Genomic DNA, 16,898 nt, shown 5'->3' with positions numbered 1-16,898 from the left:
TTTCAATGATTCCAGCATTTAGTTCAGCTTTTGAGGTTACAGTTAGGAAGACACTTGATACTTGGTATGGGGCTTGGTATGAGCAAATAAGTGGAAAAGTAGATACCAGTGCTATTACTGAAGCTGAGACTTATCTTGCCTGTCGGCAGACAGGTATAGGAGTAGCTGGCTATAATTTAAGGGGCGAAATAGGGCTCTTATATAACACTTATTGGGACAAAAAATTTCATATTAAAGATACAAGTAGATTAGCTATAGTATGGAAAGATGTTGGGTTTGATAGCCGCTTAATTTCTGTGGATATAGGTGATTTTTATTGTAGTTTAGGTCACGGGCTTATTCTTGGTATGGAACCTATTAAAGCAATGGGTAGAGAGCGTTACATTGAGGGTATAAAGATTGAGACAAAACTACCATGGATTAAATTATCAGAAATTTATGGGACTCCTTATGAAATTGATAGATTACAGAAGAACTATAAGATTTTAAACGACACTTCTGATGCTATATTTGGGGTCAATGTTTCAACCAATTTATTATTGAGAGAGGTATTTTTAATATCTGGTAGAGGAATGCGACTTAAGACTGGTGATACTTTATATACAAACTTGTGGGGGACAGATTTTGAATTTAATTCACAGGATTGGTTTTCCTTTTACTTGGAATTGGCTAAAAAAAGTGGCTGGGATAGGATAGATTTTGAGCCCCAAAGTGGTAGTGGAGTGTATTCAAGTTTAGATATATACCCATATGGTATAAATATTCAGTTCATAAATTATAATAAATTAGGGATAGGTGATATGGCATACAGATATAACTTGATGCCTATTCTTAATAGGAGTGGCTACTCAATAAATAATGGACGGGATGAGATTGGTTTTCAGCTTAATGTTAATAAGGCAATAGGAGAAGTTGTGTTTGAGGGCTCATATTCAGAGATAGATACTAAAGACACTACTGAAATTGAGAAAGATAAGAAAATACTTGAATATTATTTAGGGGCTGATTTTAGAAACTTTAATGGGTCGTTAAAATTTTTATCATTAAGTGGTGACGTTGCCCCACATTTTAATAAACGTAGAGAGTTAGACACTGAACTTTATAGCAATTTTAAAAATATTGAAGCTACTTTTTCTATGAAAAAAATAGAAGGTGTAACATTTAGGGATACTATACCTTTCTTTGATATTGGGTTAACTGTAGGAATTCCAGTCTTTGACATTTTAACAGTGTATTCAAATTATACACGCCGCTCTAAAGAAGTAATTGAAGAATCACCTGGTATAGAATGGTATGGAATAGGAATAAGAGCTGAGCTTGATAAAGTATCTTTTGATAGCTGGTATGGTAAAGAGAAGGGTGGCTATGTTTGTTCTGCTGGTGTCTGCCATTACCTTACACCATTTGAGGGCTTTAAATTAAAATTAAATATTAGTTTGTAAAGTTTTAATTAGAATGAAATGAAGATTGCTAAGGATGTGACTGAGTTAGTTGGCAATACTCCTTTGGTGATGTTGAATAAAATAACTAAAGGGGTAAAAGCGAAAGCGGTAGCAAAGTTAGAGTCTTTTAATCCGTTGTCATCAGTAAAGGATAGAATAGGTGTAGCAATGATTGAGGCAGCCGAAAAAGCTGGCCTTATAAAAGAAGATACTGTTATTCTTGAGCCTACAAGTGGTAATACAGGTATAGCATTAGCATTTGTGTGCGCTGTTAAAGGCTATAAGTTATGTCTTACAATGCCTGATACAATGAGTGTTGAATGAAGGGCTTTACTCAAGGCATTTGGGGCAGACCTTATTTTAACACCAGGAGAGAGAGGAATGAAAGGTGCAGTTGAGAAGGCAGATGAACTTGCTTTCTCTGACCCAAAATACTTCATCCCACAACAGTTTAAGAATCCAGCTAACCCAGAAATACACAGAAAGACGACTGCAGAGGAGATTTTGAGAGATACAGATGGTAAAGTAGATATTTTGGTTGCTGGTGTAGGGACTGGTGGCACTATTACCGGGGTTGCTGAAGTGATTAAAAATAGAAAACCTGAATTTAAAGCAATAGCTGTTGAGCCAAAGGACTCTCCTGTCCTATCTGGTGGACAGCTCTGTCCTCATAAAATCCAGGGAATAAGGGCAGGGTTTGTGCCAGCTGTTTTAAACACTGATATCATTGACGAGATAATACAAGTAACAAATGAAGAGGCAATGAATATGACACGAAAGTTAGCAAAGGATGAAGGCTTGCTCGTAGGAATCTCATCAGGTACTGCAGTTTGGGGAGCACTACAAGTTGCAAAAAGAGATGCAAACAAAGGTAAGCTAATAGTAGTGATTTTACCTGATACTGGAGAGCGGTATTTATCAACTGGGCTTTTTCAATAAAAAATGAGATTGCTTCCCCTGAAACAAGTTCAGGGTCGCTCGCAATGACATTTTAGAAATGAGTAAGTGGCGGTTACTTGATACAGGGGTGAGGACAGCGGCTGAAAATATGGCAATGGATGAGACATTGCTTGAGACTAAAAGTAAAAAGCTTTCTCCAAATACTGTTAGGTTCTTACAATTTTATCCACCTGCAGTATTAGTTGGTTATCATCAGACCGTAGAACAAGAGGTTAGACTTGACTTCTGCAATAAAAATGGTATAGATGTGAACAGAAGAATTACAGGTGGTGGTGCAATTTATTTTGATGAGTCACAGCTTGGCTGGGAGATTATCTGTGAGAAGTCATTTTTTAAAACCAGTATTGTAAACGAATCTTTCTTTAAGGATTTATGTCAACCTGTTATTTATGCGCTCAAGAGATTAGGGATAAATGCAAAATTTCGGCCTAGAAATGATATTGAAGTCAATGGTAGAAAGATTTCTGGCACAGGTGGCACAGAAGAAGGAGAGGCATTTTTATTTCAAGGTACGCTCCTTGTAGACTTTGATGTTAATACAATGCTTAGAGCACTTCGTATTCCTATAGAAAAGCTCAAAGATAAAGAGATTGACTCTGTTAAAGAACGAGTTACTTGTCTAAAATGGGAACTTGGGTGTCCCCATTCGGGGACAGTCTCCATTCGGGGACAGTCCCCTATAAAACAAATACTAAAACAGGGGTTTGAAAAAGAATTTGGGATTGAATTGATTAAGGGTGGGTTGACAAAAGATGAAGAGTTGCTGTTTTACCAAAAACTAAATAAATTTAAGTCAAATAAATGGATTAATAAAGTTAAAGAGCCAGCGTATACTCGCCAAGTTGCACATTCAGTTTATAAAGCAGAAGGTGGATTGATTAGGACTTCACTTGTAGTTAATACGAAGCGTAATCAGATAGAGAGTGCACTCATAACAGGCGATTTCTTTGCGTATCCAAAGAGGGCAATATTTGACTTGGAAGCTATTCTCAAAGATATAAGGGCAGATAAAATAACTGTCCAAAATAAAATCAATCAATTTTTCAAAGGGACACGCCATGGCGTGTCCCTACCCAAGATACCTGGAATCAAGCCGTCTGATTTTATCTCCGCAATTAATGAGGCATTGGAAAAAATTGAACTCGTAAAATTTGGTATCCCGCTTCCATTGGGGAATAGAGTATTCACTGTTAATGGGACATTCTCTAAAATTATTCTTCAGCATGTAGGGGCAATTCATGAATTGCCCCTACTTCTTCCATATTGTGCAAAACTGAAAGTTTGCAAGTTTAGATATAAAGATTTCTGCACTGAGTGTGGCAAATGTAGTGTTGGTGAGGCATATAGGATTGGGAGAGAGCGGTCTATGATGGTCACAACAATAGTAAGTTTTGAGCATCTAATGTCAACCCTTAAAAGGTATAAAAGAGACGGTATCACCTCTTATATTGGGTGCTGTTGTGAGCCATTTTATGCAAAGCATAGAGAAGAACTTGAGGATATAGGGTTAGGTGGAATATTGATTGATATAGATAACACTACTTGTTACGAATTAGGTAAGGTTGAAGAAGCATATAAAGGCAGGTTTGAGAGTCAAACTGAGCTAAACATTGGGTTGTTAAAAGAGGTTATGGATGCAATTCAATAACGAAATCCAAATGCCGAATGACGAAACGATATGATATAGTGGTTGTAGGTGCTGGTCCTGCAGGAGCATCTGCTGCGTATGAAGCATCTAAATTAGGTACAAAAGTATTATTGCTTGAAAAGAGGAAGGTTGTAGGTGAGCCTGTCCAGTGTGCTGAGTTTGTACCTAAATTACTATCACAAGAGGTAAAATTTACAGCTGATAGTATTGCACAGGAAATAAATTCAATGAAAACTTACATAGTGGATGGCGATTGCTTCGTCCCGACAAAGGTCGTGACTCGCAATGACATTTTGGGAAAATGTTTTGAGACACAATCCCCCGGGTATATATTAAATAGAGCTATTTTTGATAAAGAATTAGTACAAAGGGCACAAAATATTGGAGTAGATGTATTACTTAATACATTGTGTATTTCTAAAACAAAGAATGGAATAATTGTAAATACTTGTCTGCCGACAGGTAAGAAAAACGGTAAAAACTTAGAACTCTATGCAAAAGTGATAATTGGAGCTGATGGGCCACAATCTACAGTTGGGAGTTGGGTAGGTGAAACTAATACAACTTTTGTTACTGCTTTGCAATATGAAATGCCACTCACAACTGTGATGGATTGGACTGAAGTCTACTTTGACCATAAATTTGTTGGTGGTTATGGATGGCTGTTTCCAAAAGGTAAGATTGCAAATGTAGGAATAGGAATAAAACAAAATACAAATTACAAATTCCAAATTCCAAATTTAAAAGATGTAACTCAAGGTTTTAGCCTTGAACTTAGCAATCAAGAGAGATTGAGTGAGTTATTGGAATATTTTGTTGATAAGTTAAAGAGCGGTGGTAAACTTAAGGGTAGCCAACTTTCAGTTACAGGTGGATTAATTCCAGTAGGTGGTCCTTTGAAGAGGACATATAAGGAGAATACAATTTTAGTAGGTGATGCTGCAGGTCAGACTCATCCTATAACTGGTGGTGGAATACCTCAAGCTGTTATATGTGGCAAAATTGCAGGTCGAGTAGCTGCCAAGTCAATAAGAGAAGGTAATCTTGATATACTATCAGAATATGAACACGAATGGCGTAAAATATTCGGTGCTGAACTTACACGTGCATGTGTAAAAAGGAAGTTTATGGAAGATTGCTTCGTCCCACCCTTTGTCGGGACTCGCAATGACTTTTGGAGTGTGGTCAGGAAATGCTGGGTTGCATTTAAAGAGTATTATAATGACGAATGACGAAATCCGCCTACCCGACGGCGAGGTAGAAATAACGGATTTGCTTAATAAAGCAAGAGAACTATCTTGGCATAACTTTGGCAAGAATATAACTTTCTATCACCCTGGTATGTTCAGATGTGATAGTGAATGGGGTAAATATCCTGCTATATCAATAACTGGTGATAAATGTGAGCTTACCTGTGACCACTGTAATTCAAAGATGCTTAAGTCAATGATATTTGCGACTACACCAGCTGAACTAATAAGAAAATGCATAGAGTTAGAAAGAAATGGTAACATAGGGTGTCTGATTACTGGTGGAAGCCAAAAAGATGGCAGTTTACCTTGGGCTAATTTTATCCCTGCTATAAAAGAAATAAAAGAAAAAACGAGTCTACTTATCTCAATACATAGTGGAATAATAGACACTGGGATAGCAGTGCAACTAAAAGATGCAGGTGTAGACCAAGCCCTTATTGATGTAATAGGGGACGATGAGACATTGCAAAAGGTCTATCATGTGGATTTTGGCATAAACAAGATAATAGAGTCATTGGATGCATTACAAAATGCTGGGCTTCCTATTGTGCCTCATATCATAATTGGTTTACATTATGGCAAAATTAAAGGTGAATACAGAGCTATTAATATAGTTAGTAAATATAAGGTAGCCTGTGTAGTTGTAGTTGTGTTGATGCCACTTTTAGGAACTCCTATGGAAAATATAGCGTTACCAAGCCTTAACTCTATAGCTAAAATTATGGCAACGCTTAGAATAAAAATGCCCAATACTCCTATAGCTTTGGGCTGTGCGCGTCCAAGGAATAACCCTAAGATTGATGTATTAGCTGTGGAGCATGGATTTAATAGAATCGCATTAGTGTCAGAAGCAGCAATAAGAAAAGCAAAGGAGTATGAATTAGAAATACAATATCAAAAGACTTGTTGCTCAGTCCCATTCATTGTGGGTTTGATTAATCAAACCCCTACATTAGTCTAAATCAATGATTAATGAGAGTCCCGAATACTTGAGGATGAGTTCAGCGGCGGCGATAACTTTAGATTTAAAGCCGGGTCTGTTTTATCGGGCTGCAAAGTTATACTGTATCAACTTGTTATTAACCTATAAAGAAGGCTGCATAGGGAACTGTGCTTATTGTGGCCTTTCTATGGGTAGATACGGCAAATATGAAAATAAAAGTTTTATAAGAGTAGAATGGCCTACTTATAAAGTAGATGAGATAATAGAGCGTATATTAGAAAAAAAGGAAAGGGTTAAGAGGATATGTATCTCAATGGTCACAAATATAAGAGCAAAGAATGATATTGTAAAGATTACAGGAATTATCAAGAATAGAGTGGATATTCCAATATCTTTACTTATTGCACCTACTATACTAAACAAAGATGACCTTAAAGCGTTTAAAGATAGTGGTGCAGACCGTATTGGAATATCTATAGATGCGGCTACACCTATGCTATTTGAAAGATTGAGAGGTAAATATGTCAAAGGACCGCATAGGTGGGATAGATACTGGGAATGCTTTGATATGGCAGTAGAAATCTTTGGGGAACGCATGGTTGGGTCGCATTTAATTGTTGGATTAGGTGAAACTGAAAAAGAAATGGTAGCTACTATTCAAAAGGTATATGACATTGGTGGTCTGACTCACTTGTTCTCATTCTTTCCAGAAAAAGACTCTATGCTATCAAATTTTCCACAACCACCAATTGGACAATACAGACGAGTACAGATTGCAAGGTATTTGATAGATGAGGGCATTTCTTCATTTTGGAAAATGGGGTTTGATGAAGATGAAAGGGTTAGAGATTTTGGACTTCCTGTGGATAAGTTGTCAAGGATTATTGATTCAGGTATTCCATTTATGACAGCTGGCTGCCCTGGTAATGATGGTCAGGTTGCTTGCAACAGACCGTATGCAAATGAAATACCGGGGGATGAGATTAGAAACTTTCCATTCAAACCTGAAAAAGATGATATTTTGAGAATAAAAGAGGAGCTATGGCAAGGAGGGTAAATATGAAATAAGCAGACTTACTTAAAAAGACAAGAGTATTTGAAAACTATCTATTGAGGAGATAAATTCTGTAGAAAAGTTGGCAATTGAAAGGAGCTGCAAGGCGGGCACCAAGATTGTTGATGAAGGTAGCTCTTGTGGTGAGTTCTTTATTTGTATTGAGGGAGAATTAGCAGTCCAGATTGATGTTCCAGGGAAAGGGGTTATTACAACAAGTACGCTGAGTAGGAATAATGTGTTTGGCTGGTCCGCATTAACAGATATACCAGATTATACTGCGTCAGTGGTAGTAAATAGTGAATGCACGCTTTCAGGATGCAAGATTTGGGCTTGCCAGTTGTATTTTAGATTACTCTAAGAAATGAACTTATTTATGAGTTAGAGGAACAGATAAAGAAGCTGGAGGAGTAATGTGGTATGATAATATTTTAGAGACTGTAGGTAATACTCCACTTGTAAAATTGAATCGAGTGACTCGTGGTATAGAAGCTACTATCTTAGCGAAGCTTGAATTCTTCAACCCTGGTGGCTCAGTAAAAGATAGGATGGCATTTTATATACTTAAAGATGCTGAGAAGTTGGTTTTTTTGAAGCAAGGGGATACTATTGTTGAGAGCACATCAGGTAATGCAGGAATTAGTATAGGCATATATGCAGCTGTTAAAGGATACAAGACAATCTTTACAATACCTGATGAAACACGTAAGGAAAAAATTGGTTTACTTAAAGCACTTGGAGCAGAGGTAATAGCTTGCCCACTCGATACTCCTCCGGATTCACCTAATTCATATTTTGAAGTTGCTAAGCGGATTGCTAAGGAGAGGAATGCTTTTTTAGTAGATGAGTTCTACAACCAGAAAAATATTGAATCCCACTACAGAACCACAGGGCCAGAGATTTGGGAACAGACTGAAGGGAAAGTCGACTATGTAGTTATTGGTATGGGCTCTGGTGGCACAATTTCGGGAGTAAGTAAATTTTTAAAAGAGAAGAACCCAAAGATTAAAGTGATAGGTGTAGACCCGGTAGGCTCAATATATTATGACTGGGCTAAGCATAGAAAATTTATAGAACCTAAAGTTTATCTGATGGAAGGGATTGGTGAACATCTACTACCTGGGACTTTAAAATTTGAGCTAATTGACGATGTAATTCAAGTTTCTGATAAGGATGCATTTCTTATGGCAAGAAGGTTATTACGAGAGGAAGGAATCTTTGTCGGAGGCGCTTCAGGAGCAGCGGCATGTGCTACACTTAAAGTAGCGAAGGGGTTGCCTCGTGATAAGGTCGTTATCACTATTTTTACGGATAGTGGAAGCAGATATCTCAGTAAGATTTTCAATGATGAGTGGATGAGAGAGAAAGGATTCATTTAATGTGGTATAATAATATTTTAGAAACTGTAGGTAATACTCCGCTTATAAAATTGAATAGAGTAACTCGTGGTATAAAAGCGACTGTTTTAGCAAAACTTGAGTTCTTTAATCCCGGTGGTTCACTGAAAGATAGGATGGCAATTTATATGGTAGAGGAGGCTGAAAAGTGTGGCCTATTGAAGCCTGGTGGCACAATTGTTGAGAATACAAGTGGCAACACAGGTGTTGGCTTAGCTATGTATGCAGCTGTTAAGGGGTACAAGGCAGTTTTTACTATCCCGGATAAGATGAGTAAAGAGAAAATTGATTTACTTAAAGTATTTGGGGCAGAGGTAATAGTCTGCCCTACTGATGTTGCACCTGACTCACCTGAGTCTTATCATGAGGTAGCTAAACGTATTGCTGAGAAAACACCCAATTCTTACTTGATAAATCAATATCACAACGAGAAGAATGTTGAAGCACACTATAAAACTACGGGACCAGAAATTTGGGAACAGACTGATGGCAAAGTTAATTATGTAGTTATAGGAGCTGGGACAGGTGGTACAATTTCAGGGGTTGGCAAATTTCTAAAGGAGAAAAATCCGGAAATTAAAGTAATTGGTGTAGACCCTATCGGGTCAGTATATTGTGACTATTTTAAGTATAAAAGACTTATTGAGCCAAAAGTTTACCTTGTTGAAGGCATAGGTATGGAGATGTTGTGTGAGACTATGAAGTTTGAGTATATTGATGATATGATTCAGGTATCGGATAAGGATTCTTTTATTATGACAAGACGACTTTTAAAAGAGGAAGGTATTTTTGCAGGTGGCTCCAGTGGTGCAGCAGTGTGGGCAGCTATTGAAGTGGCGAAAAAATTGGAAAAAGAAAAAGAGGTATCACCTCAAATTGTAGTTGCTATTTTACCGGATAGCGGGCATAAGTATTTGAGTAAAATCTTTAACGATGATTGGATGAAAGCACAAGGATTTATGTAGGAGGTAAAATGAATTCTCGGTCTACTCGAGGTCGCACCTCATCAATGATGGAGTTTGAGACAAGAGCTATTCATGTAGGACAGGAGCCAGAGCCGGCAACAGGCTCTGTTGTGGTCCCAATTTATCAGACTTCTACATATGCACAAGAGGTCGCACCTCTGGCAGAGAGTATAGGAAAACACAAAGGGTATGAATATAGTAGAATACAAAATCCAACAAGAAAGGCACTTGAGGAGTGTATTGCAAGTCTTGAGAACTGTAAATATGGGCTTGCATTTGCGTCTGGGATGGCGGCTATAAATACTGTGATGAATCTTTTAAAAGCTAGTGACCATGTGATTTCAACCTGGGATATCTATGGAGGCACATACAGAATTTTTGAATATATTTTCAGACAGTATGGACTTGAGTTCAGTTTTGTTGATACGACTGATTTAGATAATGTTGTGAAAGAAATAAGACCCAATACCAAGTTGATATGGGTTGAGACACCTACAAATCCGTTGCTGAGGCTTGTTGACCTCGAAGCTGTAGCAAAGATAGGTAAAAAATATGGCTTAATTACTGTAGTTGATAACACATTTGCAACCCCATACTTTCAGACACCTGTTGATTTTGGTATAGATATTGTAGTTCATAGTACAACAAAATATCTTGGTGGCCACAGTGATGTAATAGGGGGTGCAATAACAACAAATAATGAAAAGCATTACAAAAGATTGAAATTCTGTCAAGGTACTGTTGGTGGAGTGCCTGGAGCATTTGATTCATGGCTTGTTTTGAGGGGACTTAAAACGCTTGCAGTAAGGATGAAAGCTCATTTTAACAATGCAATGAAGGTAGCTGAGTTTCTCAACTCACATCCAAAGGTTAAAAAGGTTTATTTCCCGTATCTTAAATCTGCGAAGGGTGCAACCTCACATCCCCAATATAAGCTTGCTAAAAAGCAAATGAGGGGGATGAGTGGTATGGTATCATTTGAAATTAGCGGCGGACTTGATGAAGTAAAGAGTTTTCTTAAAAGGATTAAGGTTTTCACACTTGCTGAGAGTCTTGGTGGAGTTGAGTCACTTGTTGAGCATCCATCAACAATGAGCCATGCAGTAATACCAGTAGAAAAGCGTATACAAATGGGGATTACAGATACACTGTTGAGACTATCGGTAGGGATTGAAAATATAAATGATTTAATAAATGACCTTAGAACTGCACTAAAGTAAGATTATATATGAACAAATTACCCTAATGATAGCGAATTTAGCAAATAATAACTCAACGATATGGAAGAAGTAGGTAGAGTTATAGAGATATCAGGAGGTTGCACCTCTGGCGAAAAATTAGCTAAGGTAGAGATTGAGCCTAAGGGTTTTTGTGAGAAGTGTACGGCGCGGATGTTTTGTAATCCTCACGGAAATAAGATGGTAGTTGAGGCAGTTGTAGGGACACGCCATGGCGTGTCCCTACTTATAAAGGTTAATGAGTTAGTGAGAATAGAGACGAGTCCTAAAAGCACCTTGCTTTCTGCATTCTTACTTTTTATCCTTCCATTAGTTGCTTTTGGGATAGGGTTTGGAGTAGTAAAGGGAATAATAGGGACTGAAACTTTTGGTGTAATAGGTGGATTTGTGTTTTTAATAGCTTATTTACTGTGCTTGAAACCACTTAATACCAAGATAGCTAAGAATACAAAGTTTAAACCTGTTATTACAGAGATTTTGAAAGTATATGAAAAATCCTAAGCACGAAATTCTAAATCCTAAACAATATCGAATGACCAAAACAAAAGATGAAAGAAAATGGGTTTTGAATTTAGATATTGGGATTTGTTTAGAATTTAGAAATTAGGATTTCTGATTTATGTCATGCTGAAGGAGGTAATACGATGTATAAACTAATGGCTAAGGCTATGACAGTGGTGGCTATAATTTGGTTGCCACTTTTATCCAAGATAGCAGTAGCGGGCTGGGAAAAGACATATGGTGGGCCTGATTCTGACCGTGGCTATTCAGTAGCACAAACATTGGATGGTGGCTATATTATAACTGGATATACTTACTCATTCGGTGCAGGATTTGGTAATGTTTATCTAATAAAGGTAAATTCAACTGGTGACACAATCTGGACAAAGACATACAGTGGAACCGATGATGACTATGGCAACTCAGTAGCACAGACGAAAGATAGTGGCTACATTATAGCTGGAGCGACTCATTCATATGGTGCAGGAGGGTTTGATGTTTATCTAATAAAGGTTGATGCTCAGGGAGTAGAAGAGACGATAAAATCCGAAATCCGAATACCGGATGACGAGGTATTAGAAGTCTATCCTAATCCATTCAGGAAGAAAACTGTTATTAGGGCTCAGGGATTAGGTAGGGGTTTGATTAATCAAACCCCTACACTACAAATTTATGACCTAACTGGCAGATTAGTTAAGTCTTTCTCACTTATCACTCCACAGGATCCTTCGGATAACCACTTATCACTAATCACTGCTGTTTCCTGGGATGGTACAGATTTAGCCGGGAATGAGGTTGAGTCCGGTGTATATTTCTGTAAGCTTATAGCTGGTGATAACAGTATAACAAAGAAAATAATTGTAATTAGGTAAATGTAGGAATTAATATCAAATATCAAAAATCAAAAATAAAAATGACAAATCAAAATTCAAATAGAAACCACAGATTGCACAGATTTTTACAAGAGAGAAAGAATTAATCTTGTGTTAATCTTGTGGTTTATAATTTTGCATTTTAATATGTAATTAAGAGATGAGTATGAGAATAAGACATGTCTTAAGGAGATTTTCTTTCTTTTTACTACTTTTATTCTTTGCAGTGTTTATCATTGGTATTTTCAGGCAGGAGATTAGTGAGGTTTTAAATAATGCAATTACAATTTGTCTTGCTTGTATTGGAATACAGTGAATAAAGAACTCAGTTTACATCAATTGAGATTCTTCGCTTCGCTCAGAATGAGAGTGGAGAGAGACAATGAGTAAGAGGAGGATAATACAAATACTTGGTGCTGTTATTCCTAACACTTATGTACAGGCATTTACTGGTAAGTTGCTATATCAAGGGGTGTTAAAAGGATTTTGTGTTCCGAGTTTAAATTGTTACTCTTGTCCCCTCGCAGTCTTTGCCTGTCCTATTGGGACCTTACAGCACTTTGTAGTTATTAGACAGTTCCCATTCTATCTTATTGGCTGGCTTGGTTTACTTGGCACTTTAGTTGGTAGGATGGCTTGTGGCTTTATATGTCCGTTTGGGTTAGTGCAAGATTTGATGTATAAAATAAGGTCGTTTAAGATTAGACTACCAAATTGGAGTCGATATCTCAAGTATATTTGGCTTGTTAGTGTAGCTATTCTTATTCCTTATTTTACTGGTGAATACTGGTTTTCAAAACTGTGTCCACAGGGGACGTTGCAAGCTAGTGTCCCATTAGTGTTGGCAAGTCAAAAGATAAGGAGTTTAGTTGGAGGTGCGACCTCAGGCAGTCTTTTTGTGATTAAAGTAGCAATTCTATGTATATTTTTGTTTCTATTTGTAATCTCAAAGCGACCATTTTGTATTACTACCTGTCCTTTGGGTGCTATATATTCTATTTTCAATAAAATAAGCTTAATTGGGCTACGCATAGATAAGAAGCTTTGCGATGATTGTGGTCTATGTGTTAATGTATGCCCTACAGGAATTAAGCCATACGATGAGCTCAATCATATTGATTGTATAAGATGTGCAGAATGTAAGCGAGTCTGTCCTCGTAATGCAATTAGATGGAGATACTGATGAGAAAGTATTTAGTATTTACATTTATTTTTACAACGGGGACAGTCCCCATCCGGGGACAGTCCCCTGAGATAAAGTTTTATTTCTTTTATTCAGAGGATTGTAAGTATTGTCAAGAAGTGATTAAAAAGATTATTACACCACTTAAACAAAAATATAATCTTAATATGAAATCTTTTGAAATCACTGAACCTAATAACTATGAACTGCTGGTAAGACTTGAAGAAAAGTACAAAGATACAAATAATGAAATTCCTGTTGTAGTTGTTGGAGAATATATACTTGGTGGTGATAAGGAGATAAAGAAGAATTTAGAAAAGATAATTCAGCGGTATAGAGAGACGGGGTGCGAGTTCCCTGAGATAGAAATGAAAAGAGCTGTTCCTACTCAAGATACAACTGCAAAGATGATATATATAGCCTACTTTTATAAAAAAATGTGTAGAGAATGCGATAGGATAAATTATGAACTAAAATACTTAGAGAGTAAGTATACCAATCTTACAATTAAAAAGTTTGATATTGGAGACATAGAGAATAAAAAGCTAAACGAAGCCTTGTGCCAATTATACAATGTACCAAAAAAGAGAAGACTTGTCACTCCAGCAGTTTTTATTGGAGAGGAATTTTTGATAGGTAAAGAGATTAACAGAAAAAAGATAATAGACCTTATTGAAAAATACAAAATAAGTGGGACAAAAATACCCTGGGAAGAAGCTAAAGAGGTTAAAGATAAATCTGAAATAGATATCAGGGACAGGTTTAATACGATGGGTGTTTTAACTGTTATATTTGCAGGTCTAATTGATGGAGTAAATCCGTGTGCTATTGCTACAGTTGTTCTATTCATATCATTTCTATCATTTATTGGTAAAAAGGGCAAGGAGTTACTATTAGCAGGTATAACTTTTACTTCTTCTGTGTTTATTACATACTTTCTTATTGGTATGGGAATATTTCAGTTTATAAGAAATTGCGAGTTTATCCCAATATTCCGGAAGGCAATTTTTTCTATAACAGCAATTTTAGCTGTAGTATTTGGCGGGTTAAGTATCTACGATTACTTTAAACTAAGAGCCGGTAACTATGAAGAAGCCAAACTGAAATTACCTAAATTTTTTAAGAAAAGGATAGATGATATCATCCGTCAAAAGATGGAGATGCGAAGTTATATTCTATCAGCTGCAATTATTGGTTTTCTTATATCTATATGTGAATTTGTATGTACGGGTCAAGTTTACCTACCTACTATCCTGTTTGTGGTCAAGTCGTCTTCACTCAAGCTAAAAGGATTAGCTTATTTATTTTTATACAACTTTGGATTTATCCTTCCATTAGCAATTGTATTTACTGCATCATATAGAGGGACGACATCTATAAATTTGACCCTATTCTGGAGAAAGCATGCTGTGTCTATAAAACTTGTGACTTCACTTCTGTTTTTCTGGTTAGCTAGCTTATTAGCTTTTTACATCCGTTATTAAAATGGTCGTTATAAATAAAATGAGTTTTCTGTCTACATCAATGAAATAAAAGGTATCTTAATTGAGTCCTTGAGCTTACTATTAGAGATGGCACCTTGGCTTTTATTAGGTTATTTCTTTGCCGGGCTCATATATATATAAAGGATATATGGCTTATAAAGACGGACACAGGTGGTGATACACTATGGACAAGGACATTTGGCGGCCCTTATAGTGATGAAGGACGCTTAATCAAACAGACAGCTGATGGCGGTTATATCATTGTAGGCTCCACTTATTCATATGGTGCAGGTAAGCCTTTTTAGACAATACTCCTCCGTGTTTTTTGTCAAACTAACCAACCATCTTTTCCTGAAACTAACAAGTTCACCCGGTCGCAGGACAAAGTCGCTTGATATTACGCATCAAGCAAGAAAATAGCCTCTCACTGATACAAGACTCAGCTAATAATAGACAGTAATATCGGGCATGCCTTATTAATCTCGCACCGAGCTTTATCAGCTTTAACTGAATTGTTCTTAACGACCAATGTTTTATCCCATCAGGTAACACGAGTGTCCTTAAGAAATTACCCAGATTATATGCCAGGATAAATAACTTCAGCCTACCCTCGTTCTCCACAAACTTCTGGCATGATAACTGCGTCCAGTTTAACGCATACTTGCCTTCTTTTATCCATTGTTCACAGGTGCCCCATTTATTATAAAACTTTACTACTTTCTTATTTCCACACCTTAAATTTGTGGACACGACAATGGGACAGAGCCCAATTTTTTTCTTGACAGGTAGAGGATTCAATTTATTATTAAGATAGTTTCAGTTTTAGGTTGTTTCGTCTATGGTGGAAGGATTTTGCAAAAAGGGGGTGATGTAGGATAAGAGAGCGGGGACTTATAGTTCAGGGCTAATCCACCCTAGCAAAGAGAAGGTTTTGAATTTATGGGAAAGGAAGGTTATGTTGAATCCTGACCTTTCATCAGGACAAGTTTACACAAAATTACTGACATAACCTTTTAAAGCCAATGGCGTCAGCTTCACAAAAAGAAGGTATACCTACAATGAGATCCAACTGCCTATTTTCTTATTAAGTTAAAACCTGTACCCAAGTTCTATCCTGTGAGAATTAGTAAGACCGCCTTCCTTCATACTTGAGTATGCGTAGTCAAGGAGCACTTTACCTAGCTCAAAGCCAAATCCTACATTAATGGGGTTATTATCATTGTTACCAACGCGGAGTGCAAATTGGGGAACAATTTGCCATTCAAGTCCTCCAAAATAGTGAATTATGGTACGATTTGCCCTATTTACTCCATGTTTAGTGCTTAAGTCAAGTGCTAAAGTTAGATTCTCTATAACTCTACCGGAAACCCCTATCCTGTAAGTGGTGGGAAAATTTTCGTCTCCAATATTTGCACTTATGTTTCGTATAAGGAAGCCAGCCTGAAATGGATAGCGAGGTATAGGGATATACAAAATTCCTACATTACAGCCAAATCCAGACGCACCACTAATATCAGAGTTAATTGAAAATCTGTTAGCTGTTATCCCTATACTCAATATCTTTAGAAGACGAACTCCATAAGAGACGGAATAAGTATTCTCTGCCATTGAGGTTTTAATAACATTATCTTTACCTTGCTCAAGGGTTGCCCCCTTTCGGAGCCAGCTTATACCCCAACCATCTGGATGGATTAATGAAAACCAATCTACACCTATGCCTGGAACATCAGATAATATCCAGTGCATAAAGCGGGCTTCACCTGATTTTGTCCACAATAATCCAGCAGGATTCCAGTAGGTGGCACTGGCATCATTTGCTATACCTACAAATGCACCACCCATACCTTGTGATTTGGCCCCAATACCAATCTCGATAGGCGCTGCAAAGAGAGATACCATACCTGTAAAGAAACAAAAAAAGACCGAAATTATTCTACACATCTTGACCTCCTGGTTAT

17 protein-coding genes and 1 pseudogene are annotated in these 16,898 nt (G+C 37.1%); 16 read left to right on the top strand and 2 right to left on the bottom strand.

What is annotated here, in order from left to right; all coding sequences use genetic code 11:
* Positions 1-5 precede the first annotated feature (5 nt).
* The 16 genes and pseudogenes from QMD71_02265 (at position 6) to QMD71_02190 (ending at position 15,245) form a co-directional block, all read left to right on the top strand.
* Positions 6-1,442 carry a hypothetical protein gene (locus QMD71_02265; GenBank protein MDI6839672.1) on the top strand — a complete coding sequence of 479 codons (1,437 nt, stop codon included), beginning with the start codon at positions 6-8 and terminating at the stop codon, positions 1,440-1,442.
* 18 nt (positions 1,443-1,460) lie between these two features.
* Positions 1,461-2,381, top strand: a pseudogene (gene cysK / locus QMD71_02260) (cysteine synthase A).
* Positions 2,382-2,439: 58 nt separating this feature from the next.
* A complete protein-coding gene (locus QMD71_02255) occupies positions 2,440-4,050 on the top strand; it encodes a DUF116 domain-containing protein (GenBank protein MDI6839671.1) in 1,611 nt (536 codons plus the stop codon).
* A 17-nt stretch (positions 4,051-4,067) separates the two neighbouring features.
* The gene (locus QMD71_02250; GenBank protein MDI6839670.1) at positions 4,068-5,282 is read left to right on the top strand and encodes an NAD(P)/FAD-dependent oxidoreductase; all 1,215 of its coding nucleotides are present in this window, start codon (positions 4,068-4,070) and stop codon (positions 5,280-5,282) included.
* Positions 5,272-6,264 (top strand): radical SAM protein, encoded by a 993-nt coding sequence (locus tag QMD71_02245; protein MDI6839669.1) that lies wholly within the window; start codon positions 5,272-5,274, stop codon positions 6,262-6,264. The genes QMD71_02250 and QMD71_02245 overlap by 11 nt, the downstream gene beginning before the upstream one ends.
* Positions 6,265-6,268: 4 nt before the next feature.
* Complete coding sequence (locus QMD71_02240) at positions 6,269-7,303, top strand: radical SAM protein (protein ID MDI6839668.1); 1,035 nt, start codon at positions 6,269-6,271, stop codon at positions 7,301-7,303.
* A 79-nt stretch (positions 7,304-7,382) separates the two neighbouring features.
* Positions 7,383-7,661 (top strand): cyclic nucleotide-binding domain-containing protein, encoded by a 279-nt coding sequence (locus QMD71_02235; protein ID MDI6839667.1) that lies wholly within the window; start codon positions 7,383-7,385, stop codon positions 7,659-7,661.
* Positions 7,662-7,713: 52 nt separating this feature from the next.
* Complete coding sequence (locus QMD71_02230) at positions 7,714-8,679, top strand: cysteine synthase family protein (GenBank protein ID MDI6839666.1); 966 nt, start codon at positions 7,714-7,716, stop codon at positions 8,677-8,679.
* Positions 8,652-9,662 carry a cysteine synthase family protein gene (locus QMD71_02225; GenBank protein MDI6839665.1) on the top strand — a complete coding sequence of 337 codons (1,011 nt, stop codon included), beginning with the start codon at positions 8,652-8,654 and terminating at the stop codon, positions 9,660-9,662. The genes QMD71_02230 and QMD71_02225 overlap by 28 nt, the downstream gene beginning before the upstream one ends.
* A gap of 47 nt (positions 9,663-9,709) precedes the next feature.
* A complete protein-coding gene (locus QMD71_02220; GenBank protein MDI6839664.1) occupies positions 9,710-10,882 on the top strand; it encodes a PLP-dependent aspartate aminotransferase family protein in 1,173 nt (390 codons plus the stop codon).
* A 60-nt stretch (positions 10,883-10,942) separates the two neighbouring features.
* A complete protein-coding gene (locus QMD71_02215; GenBank protein ID MDI6839663.1) occupies positions 10,943-11,401 on the top strand; it encodes a SoxR reducing system RseC family protein in 459 nt (152 codons plus the stop codon).
* A 143-nt stretch (positions 11,402-11,544) separates the two neighbouring features.
* The gene (locus QMD71_02210; protein MDI6839662.1) at positions 11,545-12,273 is read left to right on the top strand and encodes a T9SS type A sorting domain-containing protein; all 729 of its coding nucleotides are present in this window, start codon (positions 11,545-11,547) and stop codon (positions 12,271-12,273) included.
* Positions 12,274-12,439: 166 nt separating this feature from the next.
* The gene (locus tag QMD71_02205) at positions 12,440-12,589 is read left to right on the top strand and encodes a CD1871A family CXXC motif-containing protein (GenBank protein ID MDI6839661.1); all 150 of its coding nucleotides are present in this window, start codon (positions 12,440-12,442) and stop codon (positions 12,587-12,589) included.
* A 66-nt stretch (positions 12,590-12,655) separates the two neighbouring features.
* Positions 12,656-13,456, top strand: a complete 801-nt coding sequence (locus tag QMD71_02200; protein MDI6839660.1) for a 4Fe-4S binding protein — start codon at positions 12,656-12,658, stop codon at positions 13,454-13,456.
* Entirely contained in the window at positions 13,456-14,940 is a 1,485-nt protein-coding gene (locus tag QMD71_02195) for a hypothetical protein (protein MDI6839659.1), read from the top strand. The genes QMD71_02200 and QMD71_02195 overlap by 1 nt, the downstream gene beginning before the upstream one ends.
* Before the next feature lie 95 nt (positions 14,941-15,035).
* A complete protein-coding gene (locus QMD71_02190) occupies positions 15,036-15,245 on the top strand; it encodes a hypothetical protein (GenBank protein MDI6839658.1) in 210 nt (69 codons plus the stop codon).
* A 61-nt stretch (positions 15,246-15,306) separates the two neighbouring features.
* Here the strand turns inward: QMD71_02190 and QMD71_02185 are convergent, their stop codons facing one another.
* Positions 15,307-15,690, bottom strand: coding sequence for a transposase (locus QMD71_02185; protein MDI6839657.1), 384 nt, complete (start codon positions 15,688-15,690; stop codon positions 15,307-15,309).
* A gap of 339 nt (positions 15,691-16,029) precedes the next feature.
* A complete protein-coding gene (locus tag QMD71_02180; protein MDI6839656.1) occupies positions 16,030-16,881 on the bottom strand; it encodes a hypothetical protein in 852 nt (283 codons plus the stop codon).
* Between the last annotated feature and the right edge of the window lie 17 nt (positions 16,882-16,898).

Source organism: bacterium, assembly GCA_030018315.1.
Taxonomy (GTDB): Bacteria; Hydrothermota; UBA3073; order JACQXS01; family JAGMCI01; genus JASEGA01.
This window is presented reverse-complemented; position numbering and strand designations above follow the sequence as displayed.

Coding starts and splice junctions, on each gene's coding strand:
- QMD71_02265 (MDI6839672.1), top strand. CDS start 6: ATGATTCCAGCATTTAGTTCAGCTTTTGAGGTTACAGTTAGGAAGACA.
- QMD71_02255 (MDI6839671.1), top strand. CDS start 2,440: ATGAGTAAGTGGCGGTTACTTGATACAGGGGTGAGGACAGCGGCTGAA.
- QMD71_02250 (MDI6839670.1), top strand. CDS start 4,068: ATGACGAAACGATATGATATAGTGGTTGTAGGTGCTGGTCCTGCAGGA.
- QMD71_02245 (MDI6839669.1), top strand. CDS start 5,272: ATGACGAATGACGAAATCCGCCTACCCGACGGCGAGGTAGAAATAACG.
- QMD71_02240 (MDI6839668.1), top strand. CDS start 6,269: ATGATTAATGAGAGTCCCGAATACTTGAGGATGAGTTCAGCGGCGGCG.
- QMD71_02230 (MDI6839666.1), top strand. CDS start 7,714: ATGTGGTATGATAATATTTTAGAGACTGTAGGTAATACTCCACTTGTA.
- QMD71_02220 (MDI6839664.1), top strand. CDS start 9,710: ATGGAGTTTGAGACAAGAGCTATTCATGTAGGACAGGAGCCAGAGCCG.
- QMD71_02215 (MDI6839663.1), top strand. CDS start 10,943: ATGGAAGAAGTAGGTAGAGTTATAGAGATATCAGGAGGTTGCACCTCT.
- QMD71_02210 (MDI6839662.1), top strand. CDS start 11,545: ATGTATAAACTAATGGCTAAGGCTATGACAGTGGTGGCTATAATTTGG.
- QMD71_02205 (MDI6839661.1), top strand. CDS start 12,440: ATGAGAATAAGACATGTCTTAAGGAGATTTTCTTTCTTTTTACTACTT.
- QMD71_02200 (MDI6839660.1), top strand. CDS start 12,656: ATGAGTAAGAGGAGGATAATACAAATACTTGGTGCTGTTATTCCTAAC.
- QMD71_02195 (MDI6839659.1), top strand. CDS start 13,456: ATGAGAAAGTATTTAGTATTTACATTTATTTTTACAACGGGGACAGTC.
- QMD71_02180 (MDI6839656.1), bottom strand. CDS start 16,881: ATGTGTAGAATAATTTCGGTCTTTTTTTGTTTCTTTACAGGTATGGTA.